17 protein-coding genes are annotated in these 16,253 nt (G+C 63.2%); 6 read left to right on the top strand and 11 right to left on the bottom strand.

Annotated features, from left to right (window positions below; translation table 11 throughout):
• From sufD to V6M61_RS06125, 6 genes are all read right to left on the bottom strand, one after another.
• On the bottom strand, positions 1 to 1,155 hold a 1,155-nt coding region (gene sufD, locus V6M61_RS06150; RefSeq protein ID WP_332775686.1), incomplete at its 3' end, for a Fe-S cluster assembly protein SufD.
• Positions 1,152 to 1,922, bottom strand: a complete 771-nt coding sequence (sufC, locus tag V6M61_RS06145; protein ID WP_332775685.1) for a Fe-S cluster assembly ATPase SufC — start codon at positions 1,920 to 1,922, stop codon at positions 1,152 to 1,154. The genes sufD and sufC, both read right to left, overlap by 4 nt.
• 32 nt (positions 1,923 to 1,954) lie before the next feature.
• On the bottom strand, positions 1,955 to 3,403 hold the full coding sequence (sufB, locus tag V6M61_RS06140; RefSeq protein ID WP_332775684.1) for a Fe-S cluster assembly protein SufB: 1,449 nt from the start codon (positions 3,401 to 3,403) through the stop codon (positions 1,955 to 1,957).
• A gap of 29 nt (positions 3,404 to 3,432) precedes the next feature.
• Positions 3,433 to 3,897, bottom strand: coding sequence for an SUF system Fe-S cluster assembly regulator (locus V6M61_RS06135; protein WP_332775683.1), 465 nt, complete (start codon positions 3,895 to 3,897; stop codon positions 3,433 to 3,435).
• Positions 3,898 to 3,986: 89 nt separating this feature from the next.
• Positions 3,987 to 4,205 carry a SlyX family protein gene (locus V6M61_RS06130; RefSeq protein ID WP_332775682.1) on the bottom strand — a complete coding sequence of 73 codons (219 nt, stop codon included), beginning with the start codon at positions 4,203 to 4,205 and terminating at the stop codon, positions 3,987 to 3,989.
• A 19-nt stretch (positions 4,206 to 4,224) separates the two neighbouring features.
• Entirely contained in the window at positions 4,225 to 5,097 is an 873-nt protein-coding gene (locus V6M61_RS06125; protein ID WP_332775681.1) for a ProQ/FINO family protein, read from the bottom strand.
• Here V6M61_RS06125 and V6M61_RS06120 point away from each other — a divergent pair.
• A complete protein-coding gene (locus V6M61_RS06120) occupies positions 5,096 to 6,457 on the top strand; it encodes a Fic family protein (RefSeq protein ID WP_332775680.1) in 1,362 nt (453 codons plus the stop codon). The two genes, V6M61_RS06125 and V6M61_RS06120, sit on opposite strands and share 2 nt — an antisense overlap.
• 39 nt (positions 6,458 to 6,496) lie before the next feature.
• On the opposite strand, the gene hemH is transcribed toward V6M61_RS06120, so the two are convergent.
• Entirely contained in the window at positions 6,497 to 7,600 is a 1,104-nt protein-coding gene (gene hemH, locus V6M61_RS06115) for a ferrochelatase (protein WP_332775679.1), read from the bottom strand.
• A gap of 18 nt (positions 7,601 to 7,618) precedes the next feature.
• Here hemH and V6M61_RS06110 point away from each other — a divergent pair, with 18 nt between their 5' ends.
• Positions 7,619 to 8,314, top strand: a complete 696-nt coding sequence (locus tag V6M61_RS06110) for an HAD family hydrolase (protein WP_332775678.1) — start codon at positions 7,619 to 7,621, stop codon at positions 8,312 to 8,314.
• A gap of 13 nt (positions 8,315 to 8,327) precedes the next feature.
• On the top strand, positions 8,328 to 8,990 hold the full coding sequence (locus V6M61_RS06105; protein ID WP_332775677.1) for a glutathione S-transferase family protein: 663 nt from the start codon (positions 8,328 to 8,330) through the stop codon (positions 8,988 to 8,990).
• 76 nt (positions 8,991 to 9,066) lie between these two features.
• Here V6M61_RS06105 and hpnE read toward each other — a convergent pair whose 3' ends face one another.
• From hpnE to V6M61_RS06085, 4 genes are all read right to left on the bottom strand, one after another.
• Positions 9,067 to 10,350 (bottom strand): hydroxysqualene dehydroxylase HpnE, encoded by a 1,284-nt coding sequence (hpnE, locus tag V6M61_RS06100; RefSeq protein ID WP_332775676.1) that lies wholly within the window; start codon positions 10,348 to 10,350, stop codon positions 9,067 to 9,069.
• Positions 10,347 to 11,189, bottom strand: a complete 843-nt coding sequence (hpnD, locus tag V6M61_RS06095; RefSeq protein WP_332775675.1) for a presqualene diphosphate synthase HpnD — start codon at positions 11,187 to 11,189, stop codon at positions 10,347 to 10,349. The genes hpnE and hpnD overlap by 4 nt, the downstream gene beginning before the upstream one ends.
• Before the next feature lie 153 nt (positions 11,190 to 11,342).
• Complete coding sequence (gene hpnC, locus V6M61_RS06090) at positions 11,343 to 12,245, bottom strand: squalene synthase HpnC (RefSeq protein ID WP_332775674.1); 903 nt, start codon at positions 12,243 to 12,245, stop codon at positions 11,343 to 11,345.
• A gap of 100 nt (positions 12,246 to 12,345) precedes the next feature.
• Positions 12,346 to 13,203: a LysR family transcriptional regulator gene (locus V6M61_RS06085; protein ID WP_332775673.1), complete on the bottom strand. Its 858-nt coding sequence runs from the start codon at positions 13,201 to 13,203 to the stop codon at positions 12,346 to 12,348.
• Positions 13,204 to 13,359: 156 nt separating this feature from the next.
• On the opposite strand from V6M61_RS06085, the gene V6M61_RS06080 reads away from it, so the two are divergent.
• The 3 genes from V6M61_RS06080 to V6M61_RS06070 form a co-directional block, all read left to right on the top strand.
• A complete protein-coding gene (locus tag V6M61_RS06080) occupies positions 13,360 to 14,451 on the top strand; it encodes an ABC transporter substrate-binding protein (protein WP_332775672.1) in 1,092 nt (363 codons plus the stop codon).
• Positions 14,452 to 14,527: 76 nt separating this feature from the next.
• Positions 14,528 to 15,385: an ABC transporter permease gene (locus V6M61_RS06075; protein ID WP_332775671.1), complete on the top strand. Its 858-nt coding sequence runs from the start codon at positions 14,528 to 14,530 to the stop codon at positions 15,383 to 15,385.
• A 29-nt stretch (positions 15,386 to 15,414) separates the two neighbouring features.
• The coding region (locus V6M61_RS06070; protein ID WP_332775670.1) for an ABC transporter permease at positions 15,415 to 16,253 on the top strand (839 nt) is incomplete at its 3' end.

Below are 16,253 nucleotides of genomic sequence, written 5' to 3'. Positions count from 1 at the left end.
CTGCTCGGGGTCGAGCTGGCCGACGGTGGCGCCGTGGCTGCATTTCACGTCGTCGGCGTAGATCTCCAGTTGCGGTTTGGTATCGACTTCGGCGTTGTCCGACAGCAGCAGGTTGCGGTTGGTCTGATCGGCATCGCTGTGCTGCGCATCGGCATGCACGATCACCTTGCCGTTGAACACCGCGCGGGATGCGCCGGCCAGCACGCCCTTGTAGAACTCGCGGCTGGTGCCGTGCGGCTGGGCATGGTCGATGCGGGTGTGGTGGTCAATATGCTGGCGGCCGTCGGTCATGTACAGCCCGTCGAGCGCGCACGCGGTATGCTCGGCATTGAGCCCGACGCGGATGTCGATCCGCGCCAGGACAGCGCCCAGCGCGAACGAGCGCGAGGTGAAGCGGCTGCCATGCTGCTGGTCTGCATTCACCGCGGCGACGTGGAAGGCCTTGAGGCTCTCCTGCTGCAGCTTGTGGTGCTCGATCCCGGCGTCGCGCCCGGCTACGAGGTCGGTGATCACATTGGTGAAGTACGCACCATCGCCGACGGCCACATGGTGCTCGATCAGGCTGGCGCGGCTGCCGGCGTCGGCCACCACGAGGTTGCGCGTTTGCACCGCCAGGCCCGCTTCGGTGGTGACGAACAGCAGGTGGATAGTCGTGTCGAGCGCCACGCCGGCGGCCAGATGGACATAGGCGCCATCGGTCATGAAGGCCGCGTTCAGAGCCGCAAAGGCAGACGGGTAGGCATCCGGCGTCGGCCCCAGCAGGCTTTCCAGGCACTCGGGGTCGCGTTCCAGCACCTCGGCGAGGCTGGCCAGCGTGACGCCCGCGGGCAGCGGCCCGATGTGCGACCAGCGTGGCTGATAGTGGCCGTTCACGAACACCATCCGCTGCGTGTCGGGCAGGTTCCAGCCTTCGATCTGCTCTGCCGTGACGCCGTTCGGCGCCAGCGCGGCCGGCACAAAACGGCTTTTCTCGATGGCCGCGACGCTGGTGTACTTCCAGTCCTCCTGGCGCAGCGTCGGGAAGCCGGTGTCGGCGAAAGACGCCAGGCCCGCTTCGCGCGCGCGCCGCAGCCACGGCAGGCGCCCACCGGGCAGTGACGAAGCGACGCGGGCGAATTCGTCGCGGTAGAAATCGGCTGTGGTGATGACGTTCATGAAACCACCCCCGCCTGGCGGCTGGCCTCGGCCTCGGTCCAGCCGTAACCGTGTTTTTCCAGCTCCAGCGCCAGCTCCCGCCCACCGGACAGCGCGATGCGGCCCTGCGCCAGCACGTGCACGTGGTCCGGCACGATGTAGTTGAGCAGGCGCTGGTAGTGGGTCACCAGCACGATGGCCCGGTCTGGGCTGCGCATGGCGCTGATGCCGCCGGCGACGACCTGTAGCGCGTCGATATCCAGGCCCGAATCGGTCTCGTCGAGGATGGCGAGTTTCGGCTCCAGCACGGCCATCTGCAGGATCTCGTTGCGCTTCTTCTCGCCGCCGGAGAAGCCCTCGTTGACCGCGCGGTACAGCAGGCTGGTGTCCATGCCCATCAGCGCCAGCTTGCCCTTCACCAGCGCGAGGAAGTCCACCGCGTCCAGCTCCGGCTCGCCGCGGTGCTTGCGCCGCGCATTGACCGCTGCCTTCAGCAGATAGATATTGGCGACGCCGGGGATCTCCACCGGGTACTGAAAGGCCAAAAAGATGCCCTCTCGCGCCCGCTCTTCAGGCGGCAGCTCGAGCAGGTTCCGGCCCTCGTAGCGCACCTCGCCGGCGGTCACCACATAGTTGTCGCGCCCGGCCAGCACATGGGCCAGCGTGCTCTTGCCCGAGCCGTTCGGCCCCATGATGGCGTGCACTTCGCCCGCCCGGATCGTGAGATCGATGCCGCGCAGGATGGGCTTCTCGTCAACGCTGACATGCAGGTTTCTGATCTCGAGCATGGTCTGTCCCCATCAATCGCTTTCAGCCGTTGTCAGCCGATGCTGCCCTCCAGGCTCACGCCCAGCAGCTTCTGCGCTTCCACCGCAAATTCCATCGGCAGTTCCTTGAACACCTCCTTGCAGAAGCCGTTGACGATCATCGACACCGCGTCTTCCGGCGCGAGGCCGCGGCTCTGGCAATAGAACAACTGGTCCTCGCCGATGCGCGAGGTGGAGGCCTCGTGCTCGACCCGGGCGGTCGGGTTCTTCACTTCGATGTAGGGGAAGGTGTGGGCCGCACACCGGTCGCCCAGCAGCAGCGAGTCGCACTGCGTGTAGTTGCGTGCGCCGGCAGCGCCTTTGGCCACCAACACCCGCCCGCGGTAGGCGTTCTGGCCGTGGCCGGCCGAAATCCCTTTGGAAAGGATGGTGCTGCGGGTGTTCTTCCCGAGGTGAATCATCTTGGTGCCGGTGTCGGCCTGCTGGTAGTGGTTGGTCAGCGCCACCGAGTGGAACTCGCCCACGGCGTTGTCCCCCTGCAGGATCACGCTGGGGTACTTCCAGGTGATGGCCGAGCCGGTCTCCACCTGGGTCCAGGAAATCTTCGAGTTGGCACCGCGGCAGTCGCCGCGCTTGGTGACGAAGTTGTAGATGCCGCCCTTGCCCTCCTTGTCGCCGGGGTACCAGTTCTGCACCGTCGCGTACTTGATCTGCGCGCCTTCCAGCGCAATCAGCTCGACCACCGCGGCATGCAGCTGGTTCTCGTCGCGCATCGGCGCGGTGCAGCCTTCCAGGTAGCTCACGTAGGCCCCCTTGTCGGCGATGATCAGCGTGCGCTCGAACTGGCCGGTGTTTTTGGCGTTGATGCGGAAGTAGGTGGACAGCTCCATGGGGCAGCGCACCCCCGGCGGGATGTAGCAGAACGAGCCGTCGCTGAACACCGCCGAGTTGAGCGTGGCGAAGAAGTTGTCGGTGTAGGGCACGACCGAGCCGAGGTATTGCCGCACCAGGTCGGGGTGCTGTTGCACCGCCTCGGAGAACGAGCAGAACACAATGCCCAGCTCGCCCAGCTTCTCCTTGAAGGTGGTCGCCACCGACACGCTGTCGAATACCGCGTCCACCGCCACACCGGCGAGCAGCGCGCGCTCCTCGAGCGGCACGCCCAGCTTCTCGTAGGTCCGCAGCAGTTCCGGGTCCACATCGTCCAGGCTTTGCGGCCCGTCCTTGCGCGACTTCGGCGCGGAGTAATAGGCGATGTCTTGATAGGCTATGGGCGGGTGGCGCACCGTGGCCCAGCGCGGCTCGGTGATCGTCAGCCAGTGGCGATAGGCCCGCAGCCGCCATTCGAGCATGAAGTCGGGTTCGCCCTTCTTGGCCGAGATCAGGCGGATCACATCTTCGGAAAGCCCGCGCGGCACGGTGTCCGTCTCCACGGCGGTGTAGAAGCCGTGTTTGTAGTCCTGACTGATCAGTTCGTCGAGTTGGACTGTGGAGCTTGTCATGTGCTTGTCTCCCGTTGCGACCGCCTCTGCTACTGCCTCAGGCCCTCTCGTTGCCGCCGGGCCCGCAGCGCGACTACGTCCACCGGCTGAAACACCGGTTGCGCCATGTCCGCCAGCGTGAGGTCGCTCAGCACGCGGCGAATAACCTGGTTGACGCGCTGCCAGTTGGCCCGCAACGAACACGAGCCCTCCTGCGCGCACAGGCCGACGGCGGCGCTGCACTCGGTCACGCCGACCGGCCCTTCCATTGCGTCGATGACCTCGGCGATGGAGATCTCATCGGGCGGGCGCGACAGCAGGTAACCGCCGTGGGCGCCGCGCAGCGACTGCAGCAGGTTTGCCCGCGCCAGCGTCTTGAGGATCTTGCTCGCCGTGGGAACCGTCACACCGATCGCGCTGGCCACTTCGGCGGCGCTGTAGACGCGCTCCGGCTGCCGCGCCATGTGGGTCATGATCACGGTGCCGTAGTCGGTCAGCTTGCTCAGTCTCAACATCGCCGTGGCTTTCCTTTACATATAGAACCATTTTAGTCCTAGATGTTCCCAGAGTGCAAGCGTCTGCCTTGCCTGGCGATGAAGAGCCGTCAGAAATGAGGTGGCAATTCGTCGCGCAAGCTGCGAGGCACGCCGACTCCCGCGTCCGTGGCCGGCTGGCGAAGGTCAGCGATCTCGCGAATCAGGATGTCGATTTGCTGCTGCTGGCGGATGATGACCTGGTCGAGCTTATCCAGCAGGTCTTCGGTGAAACTGGCCTTGATCTCCAGATCGGTCAGGCGCTGTTCGATGTCGTGTGGGTGTTCCATGACGCCAGACGCTCAATTTTCAAGGGTTGATTGCAGCGGTTTGCAGGCGGCGATTTCGGCCAAGCGCCTTGAGCACGTCGCGCTTGTCCAGGCCATACATGTCGGCAAACTCTTCGAGTGTTTTGCCGCTGCTGTTGAAGGCCCGGCACAGTGCCTCCTGCTTGGCCAGCTTGCTGTCATATTCGGCGAACGCTTCCTGCAGCAGGGTGTTGGCTTGCGCATCGTTGGTCTGGACTTTTGACAGGTAGTCCTGGCGTGTCAGGCCAGACGCCTCGAACGCTGCGATCAGCTGCGCGCGAAACTTCGGCCGCAAGTCTTCTTTGGCGCGACGTTGCCGACGACGGAACAATTCAAGCATGGCCAAGTAGACATGCTCCGGGGCCACGTCTTCAACCGCAAGACCTTGAAGGTCGTGGCGCTTGTTGCCCGCGGCAATGCTTTGCAGGTAGCGTGTTGAGCGCGTATGCAGGCTCAGGGCGGCTTTGAGGGCGTCGCGCCCGAAATGCTCGGGGTGGTTTGCCAGCAGTTCCTGAAAAATACCGAGCTTGAGGGGCAGGAACTCGGCGCCAAACAGATGCGGATAGAGTTCAAATAGCTTCTCAAGAACAGGTTGGACCGATGGCGAACGAGCCGCTTTCCTGGATGGTTCGCCGGGCTGATCGCTGGATTGCGTGGGCTCACCTGCCTGGACGGGTGCTTCTAAAGTGGTAGAGGTCATGGGAGTTAAACGTTGGGTCAACCCATGATTGTCAACCAAATGAACAACCTGGCCCCGCGACGCTGGACCGGGGAAGCGTTCATCGATAAGAGCTGCGCCATTTTGATGGCGCAGTTCTGTAAACTGCGCCATAATTGCGCCATCAGTCCAAGAAACTGCGCCAAACGATGCCATGTTTACCGTTACCGAGCTACTGAAAAGCATTCAGGAATCTGCCGCTGGCTTGACGCTGGCCAATCTGCTCGCACAGCATCCCGACGTTGCGCGCCGCACAGCACAGCGGTGGATCAGTCAATGGATCAATGAGGGGCAGATAAGCGCTATCGGCGAGGGGCGTGCTCGTCGATACTTCGCGGCCAAGATGGCGGTGACGGTTGCTTCTGCCATTACGCAAGACATCTTTCCGGCTTACATTCCGCTTTCCGCCGACAGCCGCGACATCGTTGTTTATGTCGATCAGCCCCTGGAAGCACGCAAACCCGTGGGCTACCAGCGTGATTTTCTCGATGCCTATCGGCCGGGCGTGACCTGGTATCTATCGGAATCGCTTCGTCGTCAGTTACACAAGATGGGGAAGACCGCAGAGGCTGTGCAGCCTGCGGGCACCTATAGCCGCGCGGTCCTGAACAGGCTGCTGGTAGACCTGTCCTGGGCATCGAGTCATCTGGAGGGCAACACCTACTCCCGCCTGGACACGCGTGAGCTGATTGAGTACGGCAAGGTGGCGTGGGGCAAGGCGGCGATCGAAACGCAGATGATCCTCAACCACAAAACCGCGATCGAGTTGCTCGTGGAGAACATTGGAGAGATCGGTTTCAACCGCTACACCTTGATGAACCTGCATAGCGCCTTGTCGGAGAACCTCTTGCCCAATCCGGCTGATGAAGGCCGGATTCGCCAGCACGCAGTGGACATCGGCAAGAGCGTTTACCGACCGTTGTCAGCGCCGCAGCAGATCGACGAGGCGCTCGATGTTTTGCTCGACAAGGTGAATCAGATCACCGACCCGTTCGAGCAATCCTTCTTCGTCATGGTGCACCTGCCCTATCTGCAGCCGTTCGCTGACATTAACAAGCGATGCTCACGGCTGGCAGCCAATCTGCCGCTGTTTCGTGCGAACCTTTGTCCGCTCACTTTCCTGGATGTGCCTGAGCAAGCCTACAGCCGAGCCACTCTGGGCCTGTACGAGTTGACCCGCGTGGAGCTGCTGCGAGACCTTTATGTCTGGGCCTACGAGAGGTCAACGCAAGAGTACCTGGCCATCAAGCAGGAGCTGGCTGAACCGGACCCGACCCGCCTGGCTTGGCGGGATGTGATCAAACAGACGATCCGGGATGTGGTGACGCACCCCAAGGAGGATGCACTCACAGTCATCCAAGGGGCTGTTGTGGCGCATGTGCCGGATGCTGACCGTGCCAACGTCCAGGCGCTGATCGTGCAGGAACTGCGACGACTGCATGAGGGCGTGTTGGCGCGCTACGGCTTGCGCCCCTCTGAATTCACGGCCTGGAAAGTCTGGCAAGCAAGGGGATAGCGGGATCATCCAACTGATAGCGCTTCCATGGCCTTTGGCTTATTGCTTCGCCCCCAACGCCAGGGCCGCAGCACGCGAGGCGGCCAGCGCCTGCGCGTCGGGTGCGGCCTGCGTCGGCCAGCCCGCCAGATGCTGTTGCGCCAGATCGCTTAGGGCGCTGATCCATTCGTGGCTGTCGTTCAGGCAGGGGATGTAATGAAACGCCTGGCCGCCGGCCTGCAGGAAGGCTGCCTTGGCTTCCTGGGCAATTTCTTCCAGCGTCTCCAGGCAGTCGCCGGTGAAGCCGGGGCAGATCACGTCCACGCGTTTGACGCCGGACCGGGCCATGGCCACCAGGGTGGGTTCGGTGTAGGGCTGCAGCCACTTGGCCTTGCCGAAGCGGGACTGGAAGGTAAGCTGGTACTGCGTGGGCGCCAGGCCCAGTTGTTCGGCCAGCAGGCGCGCGGTTTTCTGGCATTCGCAGTGGTAGGGGTCGCCCAGGTGCAGCGTGCGCTCGGGCACGCCATGAAAACTCATGACCAGTTGCCCGGACTTGCCGTGGGCCGCCCAGTGCGCGCGGACTTGGGCGGCCAGCGCGGCGATGTAGCCCGGGTGGTCGTGGTAGTGATTGACAAAGCGGAACTCGGGGATGCGGCGTATGCGCGCGGCCCAGCTGTACACCGCATCGAACACGCTGGCCGTGGTGGTGCCGCTGTACTGCGGGTAGGCGGGCAGCACCAGGATGCGGGTCACGCCCGCGGCCTTGAGTTCATCGAGTTGCGAGGCCATCGACGGGCTGCCGTAGCGCATGGCGTAGCGCACCTGAACCGCGTGGCCGCGCTGGCCCAGGTAGCCGCGCAGCATGAGGGCCTGCTTGCTGGTCCAGACCTTGAGCGGCGAGCCTTCCGGCGTCCAGATGCTGGCGTATTTGGCGGCCGACTTCTTGGGCCGAACCCGCAGAATAATGCCGTGCAGAATCAGCCACCAGAGCGGCTTGGGGATTTCCACCACGCGGTGATCGCTTAAAAACTCGGCCAGGTAGCGGCGCAGGGCCGCGGCCGTGGGGGCATCGGGCGTGCCCAGGTTGCACAGCAGCACCGCGGTGCCGGTGCCGGCTGGCGGTGTTTGACCATGCTGGTGAGGGGGTTCGGCGGCAAAAAACATGAGGTATTCTCTCCCACCATGCTCGACCTGACCATTATCAAAGCGATAACCCTGGACCTGGACGATACGCTGTGGCCGATCTGGCCGGCGATCGAGCGGGCGGAAAAGGCACTGGACAACTGGCTGAGCCGGCACGCACCGATGACCGCGGCACTGTTTGCCAACCCCTCGGCCCGGCACGACATTCGCGAGCAGATTGTGCGTACCCGGCCCGAGCTCAAGCACAACCTTGCCGCGATCCGGCGCGAAGCCATCCGCCTGGCCCTGTACCGCTCCCAGGAAAACCCCTTGCTGGCCGAAGCTGCCTTTGACGTTTTTTTTGCCGAGCGCAACCGGGTCACGCTGTTCGATGACGCCTTGCTGGCACTGGAGTTCCTGTCGGCCCGCTTTCCCATCGTCGCGCTGTCCAACGGCAATGCCGACATCGAGCGCATCGGCATTGACCAGTACTTTCAGGCCAGCATCAGCGCCCAGGCATTTGGGGTCGGCAAGCCCGACCCGCGCATCTTCCATGCGGGCGCGGGTGCTGTCGATGTGCCGCCGGCGCAGGTGCTGCATGTGGGCGACGATGCCGCACTGGACATACTCGGCGCGCTGAACTGCGGCATGCAGACGGTTTGGGTGAACCGCGCCGACCATTTGTGGCCCCACGCCGCCACCCCCCACGAGACCGTGAGCAGCCTGACCGAGCTGTGCGAATTGTTCCAGGCCTGAGCCGGGGGTTCCCATGACACTGAAGACACTGAAAATCTACGGCATCGCCGCTTCGCGCGCATCCCGGCCCCTGTGGGTGGCGCATGAGCTGGGCCTGGACTACGAGCACATTGCCCTGCCTTACCAGGGCGGGGCCACCCGCACGCCGGAGTTTCTGGCGCTCAACGCCAACGGGCATATCCCGGTGGTGGACGATGGCGGTGTGCTGGTCTGGGAGTCCATGGCCTGCGCCCTGTACCTGGCCCAGCGCTTTGGCGGCAGTGCGCCGCACAGCCTGGCTGCCCTCAACCACGCCGAGCAGGCCGAGATCCTGCGCTGGAGCTTTTGGGCCGTGACCGAGTGCGAGAAAGAAGCCCTGACGTCACTGATGCACGGCGCGATCATGCCCGCTGAGCGGCGCAAGCCCGAGCTGGCCCAGGAGGCGGAGCGGCGTTTGCTCGCACCTTTGCGGGTGCTGGAGCAGCACCTGCAGGGGCGCAGCTACCTGGCCGGCGAGCGTTTTACCGTGGCCGATGTGTGTGTGGCCTCGGTGCTGGCCTGGGTGCGTCACGCGCGCGGCCTGATGGTGTCGTTTCCGCAGGCCACGCAATGGCTGGACCGCTGCCTGGCCCGGCCTGCGCAGCAGGCGGTGCGCACCATGGCCCGGCAGGAAACGGCCCGCATTGCGCAGGCTTGATACTTGTCAAATTGGGCTCTAGCCCATGCAAAACATGAGCTGACAGCTATCAAATATATAGCAAATAGTAGTTTGTTCAAGCCAGCAGGCGGGCAGCTTCCAGCCCTGAGCGCACGGCGCCCTCCAGTGTGGCCGGGTAGGGGCCGGCGATATAGTCGCCGCAGGCCAGGCAACCCGGTGCAATCTGCGCCGCCGGCCGTTGCAAACCCGGTGTGCAGGCAAAGGTGGCGCGCTTTTCCACAATGGTCTGCACCGCCTGCAAACCCTTTAGCCCGAGCTGGCGTTCGCCCTGGGCCAGCACCTGCCGCGTCAGGGTGGCGTTGTCGCCCACACTGGCACTGATCACAAAAGCCAGCAGGCCGGGCGCGCCGCCCAGCTGGCCCCGGTCAAACACAAATTGCGCGGGCGCCTCGGGGGTGGCCGGCAGCGCCAGCATGGCCTGTGGCAAGGATGCGCCGGGCATCACGGCATAGACAGTGGTGAGCGCTTCAAACGCCAGCGCACGGGTTTGCGCCAGCCAGGTCGCGGCCATGGATGCATGGTGCCCCTTGCCATCCTGCACCAGCCGCGCCGCTTCCGAAGGTGGGCAGGCCAGCAGCACGCGGTCAAAGCTTTCACCCTCCACCTGCCAGCCCGGGGCTGCAGCGGCCGGCGCAATGGTTTGCACCCGTGTGCCCAGGCGCACCTCGCCACCTTGCCGGGCCACCCAGGCCAGTGCGGCATCGGGCAGCAGGGCGCTCAGGTCCACCCGCGGCAGCAGCAGGTTGGAGCCGCCGGTTTCCGAAAACAGGGCATCGCGCATCACGCGTAAAAACACCTGGCCGCTGGCACGCTCGGGCGGCGTGTTGAGCGCCGAAACGCACAGCGGCTCAATCAACGCAGCCATCACGCGCGGACTGAGTTTTCGGCACAGCGAGGCCACCGACTCGTGCGGCGCGCAGCGAAAGCCGCCCAGCTGCCAGCCCATGGCCAATTTGAGCAGAGAGAGTTTGTCGCGCCACGACCAGCCGCGCGCGCAGGCGATGCCCACCAGGGCGTCCAGCGGCGCAGGCCAGCTGGGCAGTTTCAGGCCCGAACCGTCGGGCAACTGCAAAGTGAGCGGCAGGCGCAGAAAGACCGCCTTCACATCGACACCCACATCGGCCATCAGGCGCAGGGTTTCGGCATAGGCGCCTATCAGGATGTGCTGGCCGTTGTCCAGCTGCAGTGCCGTGCCATCGGGTAGCTGGTTGTCTACCCGTCGCGCCCGCCCGCCGGGAACCCGGGCCGCTTCAAAGACCGTGACATGGTGACCTAGCCGTGTCGCTTCGACCGCTGCGGCGCAGCCGGCCCAGCCGGCACCTATGACCGCTGTTTTCAAACCACTTTTCCAAATGCCTGGGTTTTCCACGCCAGCCAGAACTTGCGCAACGGCGTGAGGCTGACGCGCTGGTGCAGCACCTGGTAGCCGTCGGCGGCAATCTCGCGCAGCAGGGTGCGGTAGATGCTGGCCATCATCAGCCCGGGTTTCTGGCTGCGGCGGTCGGCGGCGGGCAGCATGGCCAGCGCCTCGTCATACAGCGCCAGCGCGCGCTCGGTCTGAAACTGCATCAGTGCCGTGAAGCGTTCGGAGTACTGGCGCTTCAAAATTTCGTGCGCCTTCACGTCAAACTGCTGCAGCTCGTTGACCGGGATGTAGATGCGGCCGCGCATCGCGTCTTCGCCTACATCGCGGATGATATTGGTCAGCTGAAATGCCAGGCCCAGCTTGTGGGCGTAGGCGGTGGTGGCTTCCTCGGTCTGGCCAAAAATGCGCGCGGCGACCTCGCCCACAATGCCGGCCACCAGATGGCAGTAGCGCTGCAGGCCGGGAAAGTCGAGGTAGCGGTTTTGCGCCAGATCCATCTGGCAGCCTTCGATCACGGCCTGCAAATGGCGCGCTTCGATGCGGTACCGGGGTGCCAGCGGCATCAGGGCTTTCATGACCGGGTGCGTCGGCGTACCGGCAAAGGACTTGTCGACTTCGGCCTGCCACCAGGCCAGCTTGCTGTGCGCCACACCGGGGTCGCTCACCTCATCGACGACGTCATCAATCTCGCGGCAAAACGCGTAAAACGCCGTGATGGCGGCGCGCCGCTCTTTGGGTAAAAACAGAAAGGCGTAATAGAAACTGCTGCCGGATGCGGCGGCTTTTTGCTGGACATATTGCTCGGGGGTCATGCGGCGATTGTTGCATGCTCGAAAGCTGGATTCCGGGCTGCGGTAGCGAGTCTTTTTTTGACGCTTAGGCATTTTTCCGACGGGCCGCCCCTAGGAAAAATAGCCCCCTCGGGGGGCAGCGCATTACACGAAGTGAAAAGCGTGGGGGCCATTTCACATCCATAAAGCACGCCAGCCCATCACCACCACGTCCCAGGCCCCGAGCTTGGGCCGCCGCGCCAGGGTATTGAAGCCCAGCGCTTCTATCTTGTCCAGAATGCGCAAGCCGCCTTGCACCACCAGCCGCAGCTCCCAGCCACCGCGCCCGGGCACTTTCTTCACCAGTGGTAAGCCTTTTAGCATTCTAGCCCTTGCAGAATGGGCGCAAGAAGCTATCAAATTGATAGTGGTTGGATTGCTGTCCAGTGTCAGCAGCTGGGCTTCGGTGACGCCATGCAGGGCCCAGGCGTCGGCCGGCAGGTAAATGCGCCCACGCGGAATGTCCACGCTGAGGTCTTGCCAGAAGTTGATGAGCTGCAGCGCCGAGCAGATGGCGTCGCTTTGCTGCAGCGAGGGCTCGTCTTTCACGCCATACAAATGCAGCAACAGCCGGCCCACCGGGTTGGCAGAGAGGCGGCAGTAGTCCAGCAGCTCGGCCTCGCTGGCGTAGCCCACGCCGTCGCGGGTTTTGACCACATCCTGCTCAAAGGCGCTGAGCAAGTCGGCCAGCAGCGGCACCGGCAGCGCAAATTGCGCCATTACGGGGCGCAGGCGTTCAAACACCGCAGGCCAGCGCGGTGAGACCGGCTGGCCCTGCGCCACGGCCATCAGGTCGGCGCGGTAGGCTGCCAGATCGTCCAGGCGCTGCCGGGGCAGGGCATCGCCTTCGTCGGCGATGTCGTCTGCGGTGCGGGCAAACCAGTAAATCGCTGCCACGGCCGGGCGCAGCTGCGGCGGGCACAAGAGGGAGGCAACCGGGAAGTTCTCGTAATGGTCAACGCCCGTTTTGTGTGCGCTACCGGTTGTTGCTTCCGTACTGGCCAGGTCTTCTGGCAAAGGACTCGATTTAATCGGCATGGTGGCAATCAGCTCGAATGATTTTCATGTGGGGGACGCCCGGATTTCGTCAGGCTTGCGCGGCTTGGCGCTTCACCAGGCGGCAACTGCCCATTGTCCGTCAGACCGCCAGCCTGCCTGGCATGCGGGTGATGAAATCAGCCAGGTAGTTGGCCTCATCGGAGGCGCTGGTGCGTGCGTACAGGCCAATACCGATTTGAATCGGGGCCGGGAATTCACGCGTTGGTGCCAAAACGCGGCAACCGGGCGGAATGGTCGCTGTAATCATGGGCCCGATGCCGATGCCTACTTGCACGGCGGTTGCCATCGCCACCAGCGTGGAGGCTTCACACACCATGCTCCAGCGCAGCTGGCTGTCTGCCAGCGACTCCATGACCCGGGTGCGCCAGGGGCAGGCATCGGTAAACAGGACCACCGGCAGCGCATCATCGGGTGTCAGCGTCAGGTCAGAGCGCACCACCCACAGCAACTGCTCGGGCCATTCGACCAACGGTTTGTGCGCCACTTCCAGGGAGTCGCAGATCAGCAAATCGAGTTTGTCCTGCTCAAACAGCGCGGCCAACTGCCGGTTGCCTGCAATGATCAGATCGAGATGCACCTTGGGGTTCTGGTCGCGGAAGGACTTCAAAATATCAATCAGCCGCGTTGCGGCAAAGTCTTCCACCACACCCAGCTTGACCCGTCCTTCCATGCGCTGGCCGCTGATGCGCTGCCTGGCCTCTTCATTGAGGGTCAGGATTTCACGCGCGTAGGGCTCCAGAACCCGCCCCTCGGCGTTTGCCGTCAAGCCCTTGGGTGAGCGCTCAAACAGAGGGGCGCCCGCGATGTCCTCCAGGCGCCGGATCTGCATGCTGACGGCTGCCTGGGTGCGGTGCAGTGCCGCAGCCGCGCCATTGACGGTGCCTACCTCAATGACCGCCAGGAATGCACGAAGCAGGTGCGGGTCCAAGTCTTGCATTCAGTTTTATTGATAGGTTCGCGACAATTTTGTGACTATCGCTACTTTAGCAGAGCCATTACCATGGCTTTGAGATTTTTTGAGGGCTGTGGAACGGGGAATTTTGCAGGCCAACAAATTATTCTTATATGTATACATACACAGGAGACAAGCAACATGACACACGATATTAATCGGCGCACCTTGGTCAAGGCAGGCGCTGCGCTGGCCTCGACGGCTCTGGCATTTCCGGCACTCAACGCGCTTGCCCAAAATCGCAGGTTTGCGGGGAAAACCCTGCGTATCCTGACCTGGTCGGACGATACGGGCCTGGCGGTGCTACGCAACATTGCGCAAACGTTTGAAGCACAAACCGGTGCTAAAGTGATTGCTGACCGCACCGGCAGCACGTCCGAGATGGTCGCCAAGCTCAAGGCCGGCGGCAATCGCCCGCAATACGACGTGATCACGCTGGCGGGTGTCGGGGCCGTGACCCTGGCCAATGCTGGCCTGCTGGAAAAGCCCGACCTGAACCAGTTGCCCAATCTCCAGAATGTAGACCAGCGGTTTCGTACCGGGGCCGATGGCCATGGCATTGGCTATCTGCTGTGGACCGGTGGCATGCTCTACAACACCCGTACCTTCAAGGCAGCGCCGACCAGCTACGAGGAAATGTGGAACCCCAAATATGCCAAGCGGGTGTTTTTGCCGCCGGCGACCTGGACGGATTCGCTGGACACCATCGTGGCGGCTGCCATGCTGACCGGAGGCAGTGCGACCAATGTGGAAGGTGGTTTCAAGAAGCTCGCCGAACTCAAGGACCGGGTGCTGACTTTTGGCGAGAACCCCACGCAAATTGCCGAGTTGTTTCGCTCCAATTCGCTGGACATTGGCGCGGTGTACGCCCCGGCGTTTTTCGCCAAGGAACTCAAGGACCCCAATTCCGGCCTGGGTGCCACCTACAACCTGAAAGAAGGCTTTTTTGCCGACTTGATGTACACCATCGTGCCCAAGGCCCATCCCGGCGAGTCGTCCGTGATCCACGCCTTCCTTAATCACACGCTGGACCCGGTGGTGCAGGGGAAAATGGCGGAAGACGTGCTCAACGGACCGGTCAACCTCAAAGCCGTGCTCTCGCCAGAAGCGCAAAAGAGCCCCTTCATCATCAAGCCCGAGCAACTCGGCTCCACGGCGGTGATTCATGACAAGGCGGTGATTGCCGCGGTGCGCGACAGCTGGATCAAGCGCTATACGCAGACCTTTTCTTGAGGGTCCGCTGATCGCCCTGTTGTTGCCAAGCACGGCCGGCTCGCACGCTGTGATCCGGCCGTGAGAAAAGTCTGATATGTCCTATTTTCATTCAGGCCGCCTGCGGCTGGCCCTGCTGGCCTTGCCGGCCGTCATGCTCTTGCTGCCCTTTTTGCTGGCGGTTGTCTTTGTGCTGCGCTTTTCCTTTTCAGGGGACACGCAGGTCATCGAAGGCTTCAGTGTTGAGCGCTATCTGGGCCTGCTCGACCAGTTTTTTCTTCGCTCGGTGGTCCTCACGCTAAAACTGGCGGCGCTCAGCACGGTCATCTGTCTGGTGCTGGCGGTGCCCGTGGCTATGCTGATGGCGGCGATTACCCAGCCCATCTGGCGACGCGTGGTCACCAGTCTCATCCTGCTGCCCATGATCCTGAACCTGCTGATCCAGTCCTATGGCTGGATCATGGTGCTGGGGCCCAACGGCATCATCAACGGCGTCTTGCTCAAGCTGGGTGTGCTGGACCGACCGGTGCAACTGCTGTTCAATGAAATCGGTGTGCTGGTGGGCCTGGTACAAACCGCATTGCCGCTGGCGGTGTTTCCGATACTGGGCTCGATGCGGGCCATCTCGGCGCAATACCTGGAGGCCAGTGCCAGTCTGGGCGCTGCGCCCTGGCGCTCGTTTCGCGACATCACGCTGCCGCTGCTCAAGCCCGGGCTGATCGGTGCGGCCTCGATCGTGTTTGCCTTCAACGCCAGCGCTTTCGCCGTGCCCCTGCTGCTCGGCGGCCGCCGTGTCCAGACCATGGGCGTGGCCATCCGCGACATGATTTCACCGATGTTTGACTGGGCAGGTGCGGCGGCGGCGGGCGTCACCCTCATTGTCATCACGCTGGTCACCCTGGCGGCAGCCACCTGGTTGTCCACACGCACCACCAAATGGCAGGGAGCACGATGATGGCAACGGCAACTTCAATCACCTCTCCAGTGACTTCTCCAGCTACGTCCTCCGCCACTTCCCGTGCTGGCCGCGGATCGTTTGGCTGGGTCATGGGCACCCTGGCCGGGCTGGGCCTGCTCATCGCGGCGCTGCCGGTGGTGATCATCCTGATCATGTCGTTCTCGGGCGGCACCAACCTGGATTTTCCACCCCAGTCCCTGTCGCTGCGCTGGTACGGCGCCGCTTTCGATGTGCTGTTTGGCGACAAAAGCGAGGGCACGATGTCGGCCTTCAGCGCCATGACCAGCAGCCTGATCGTGGGCCTCATCACCATGCTGGCCAGCGTCAGTGTCTGTGTGCCGCTGTCTTATGCCGTGGTGCGCAGCCACGGGCGCTGGCGCCATCTGGCCGAGCTGCTGTTCACCCTGCCCATCGTGTTTCCGCTGGTGGTGCTGGGCGTGGCCTATCTGCTCATGACCGAAGCGCTCAGTCGTGAAACGGGCGTTGACCTGGGCCTGTTCCGTCTGGCCATTCCGCACATCACGCTGGCGCTGCCTTTTGTTTTACGCAATTGCCTGAGTGCGATGAACGGTGTCGGGGTGGACCTGGAAGAAGCCGCCATGTCGCTGGGGGCCTCGCCCTTGCGCGCCATCCTGCATGTCGTGGTGCCGCTGATGAAGCCGGGCATCATGGCCGGGCTGATCTTCGCCTTCATCATTTCCTTCAACGAGTTCACGGTGACTTTCTTCATGTACACGATCGACGTGCGCACGCTGCCGATCTGGATGTACAGCCGCACCGTCTCGTCGCTGGACCCCACCACCCTGGCCATTTCGACCCTGATCATTGCGCTGGACGTGGCGCTGATCGCCTGGGTCGACAAGCT

The sequence above is a fragment of the Polaromonas sp. genome, from assembly GCF_036676035.1.
In the GTDB taxonomy this organism is placed as follows: Bacteria; Pseudomonadota; Gammaproteobacteria; order Burkholderiales; family Burkholderiaceae_C; genus Polaromonas.
The sequence above is the reverse complement of the archived record's forward strand: the minus strand, read 5'-3'. Positions and strand labels throughout refer to the sequence as shown.

Bases quoted from the DNA above. Each gene is read 5' to 3' on its own strand.
- V6M61_RS06105 (WP_332775677.1), top strand. From the start codon at position 8,328: ATGACACTGAAGACACTGAAAATCTACGGCATCGCCGCTTCGCGCGCA.
- V6M61_RS06075 (WP_332775671.1), top strand. From the start codon at position 14,528: ATGTCCTATTTTCATTCAGGCCGCCTGCGGCTGGCCCTGCTGGCCTTG.
- V6M61_RS06080 (WP_332775672.1), top strand. From the start codon at position 13,360: ATGACACACGATATTAATCGGCGCACCTTGGTCAAGGCAGGCGCTGCG.
- sufB (WP_332775684.1), bottom strand. From the start codon at position 3,403: ATGACAAGCTCCACAGTCCAACTCGACGAACTGATCAGTCAGGACTAC.
- sufC (WP_332775685.1), bottom strand. From the start codon at position 1,922: ATGCTCGAGATCAGAAACCTGCATGTCAGCGTTGACGAGAAGCCCATC.
- V6M61_RS06130 (WP_332775682.1), bottom strand. From the start codon at position 4,205: ATGGAACACCCACACGACATCGAACAGCGCCTGACCGATCTGGAGATC.
- hpnC (WP_332775674.1), bottom strand. From the start codon at position 12,245: ATGCCGATTAAATCGAGTCCTTTGCCAGAAGACCTGGCCAGTACGGAA.
- V6M61_RS06120 (WP_332775680.1), top strand. From the start codon at position 5,096: ATGTTTACCGTTACCGAGCTACTGAAAAGCATTCAGGAATCTGCCGCT.
- hemH (WP_332775679.1), bottom strand. From the start codon at position 7,600: ATGTTTTTTGCCGCCGAACCCCCTCACCAGCATGGTCAAACACCGCCA.
- V6M61_RS06125 (WP_332775681.1), bottom strand. From the start codon at position 5,097: ATGGCATCGTTTGGCGCAGTTTCTTGGACTGATGGCGCAATTATGGCG.
- V6M61_RS06135 (WP_332775683.1), bottom strand. From the start codon at position 3,897: ATGTTGAGACTGAGCAAGCTGACCGACTACGGCACCGTGATCATGACC.
- V6M61_RS06110 (WP_332775678.1), top strand. From the start codon at position 7,619: ATGCTCGACCTGACCATTATCAAAGCGATAACCCTGGACCTGGACGAT.
- V6M61_RS06085 (WP_332775673.1), bottom strand. From the start codon at position 13,203: ATGCAAGACTTGGACCCGCACCTGCTTCGTGCATTCCTGGCGGTCATT.
- hpnD (WP_332775675.1), bottom strand. From the start codon at position 11,189: ATGACCCCCGAGCAATATGTCCAGCAAAAAGCCGCCGCATCCGGCAGC.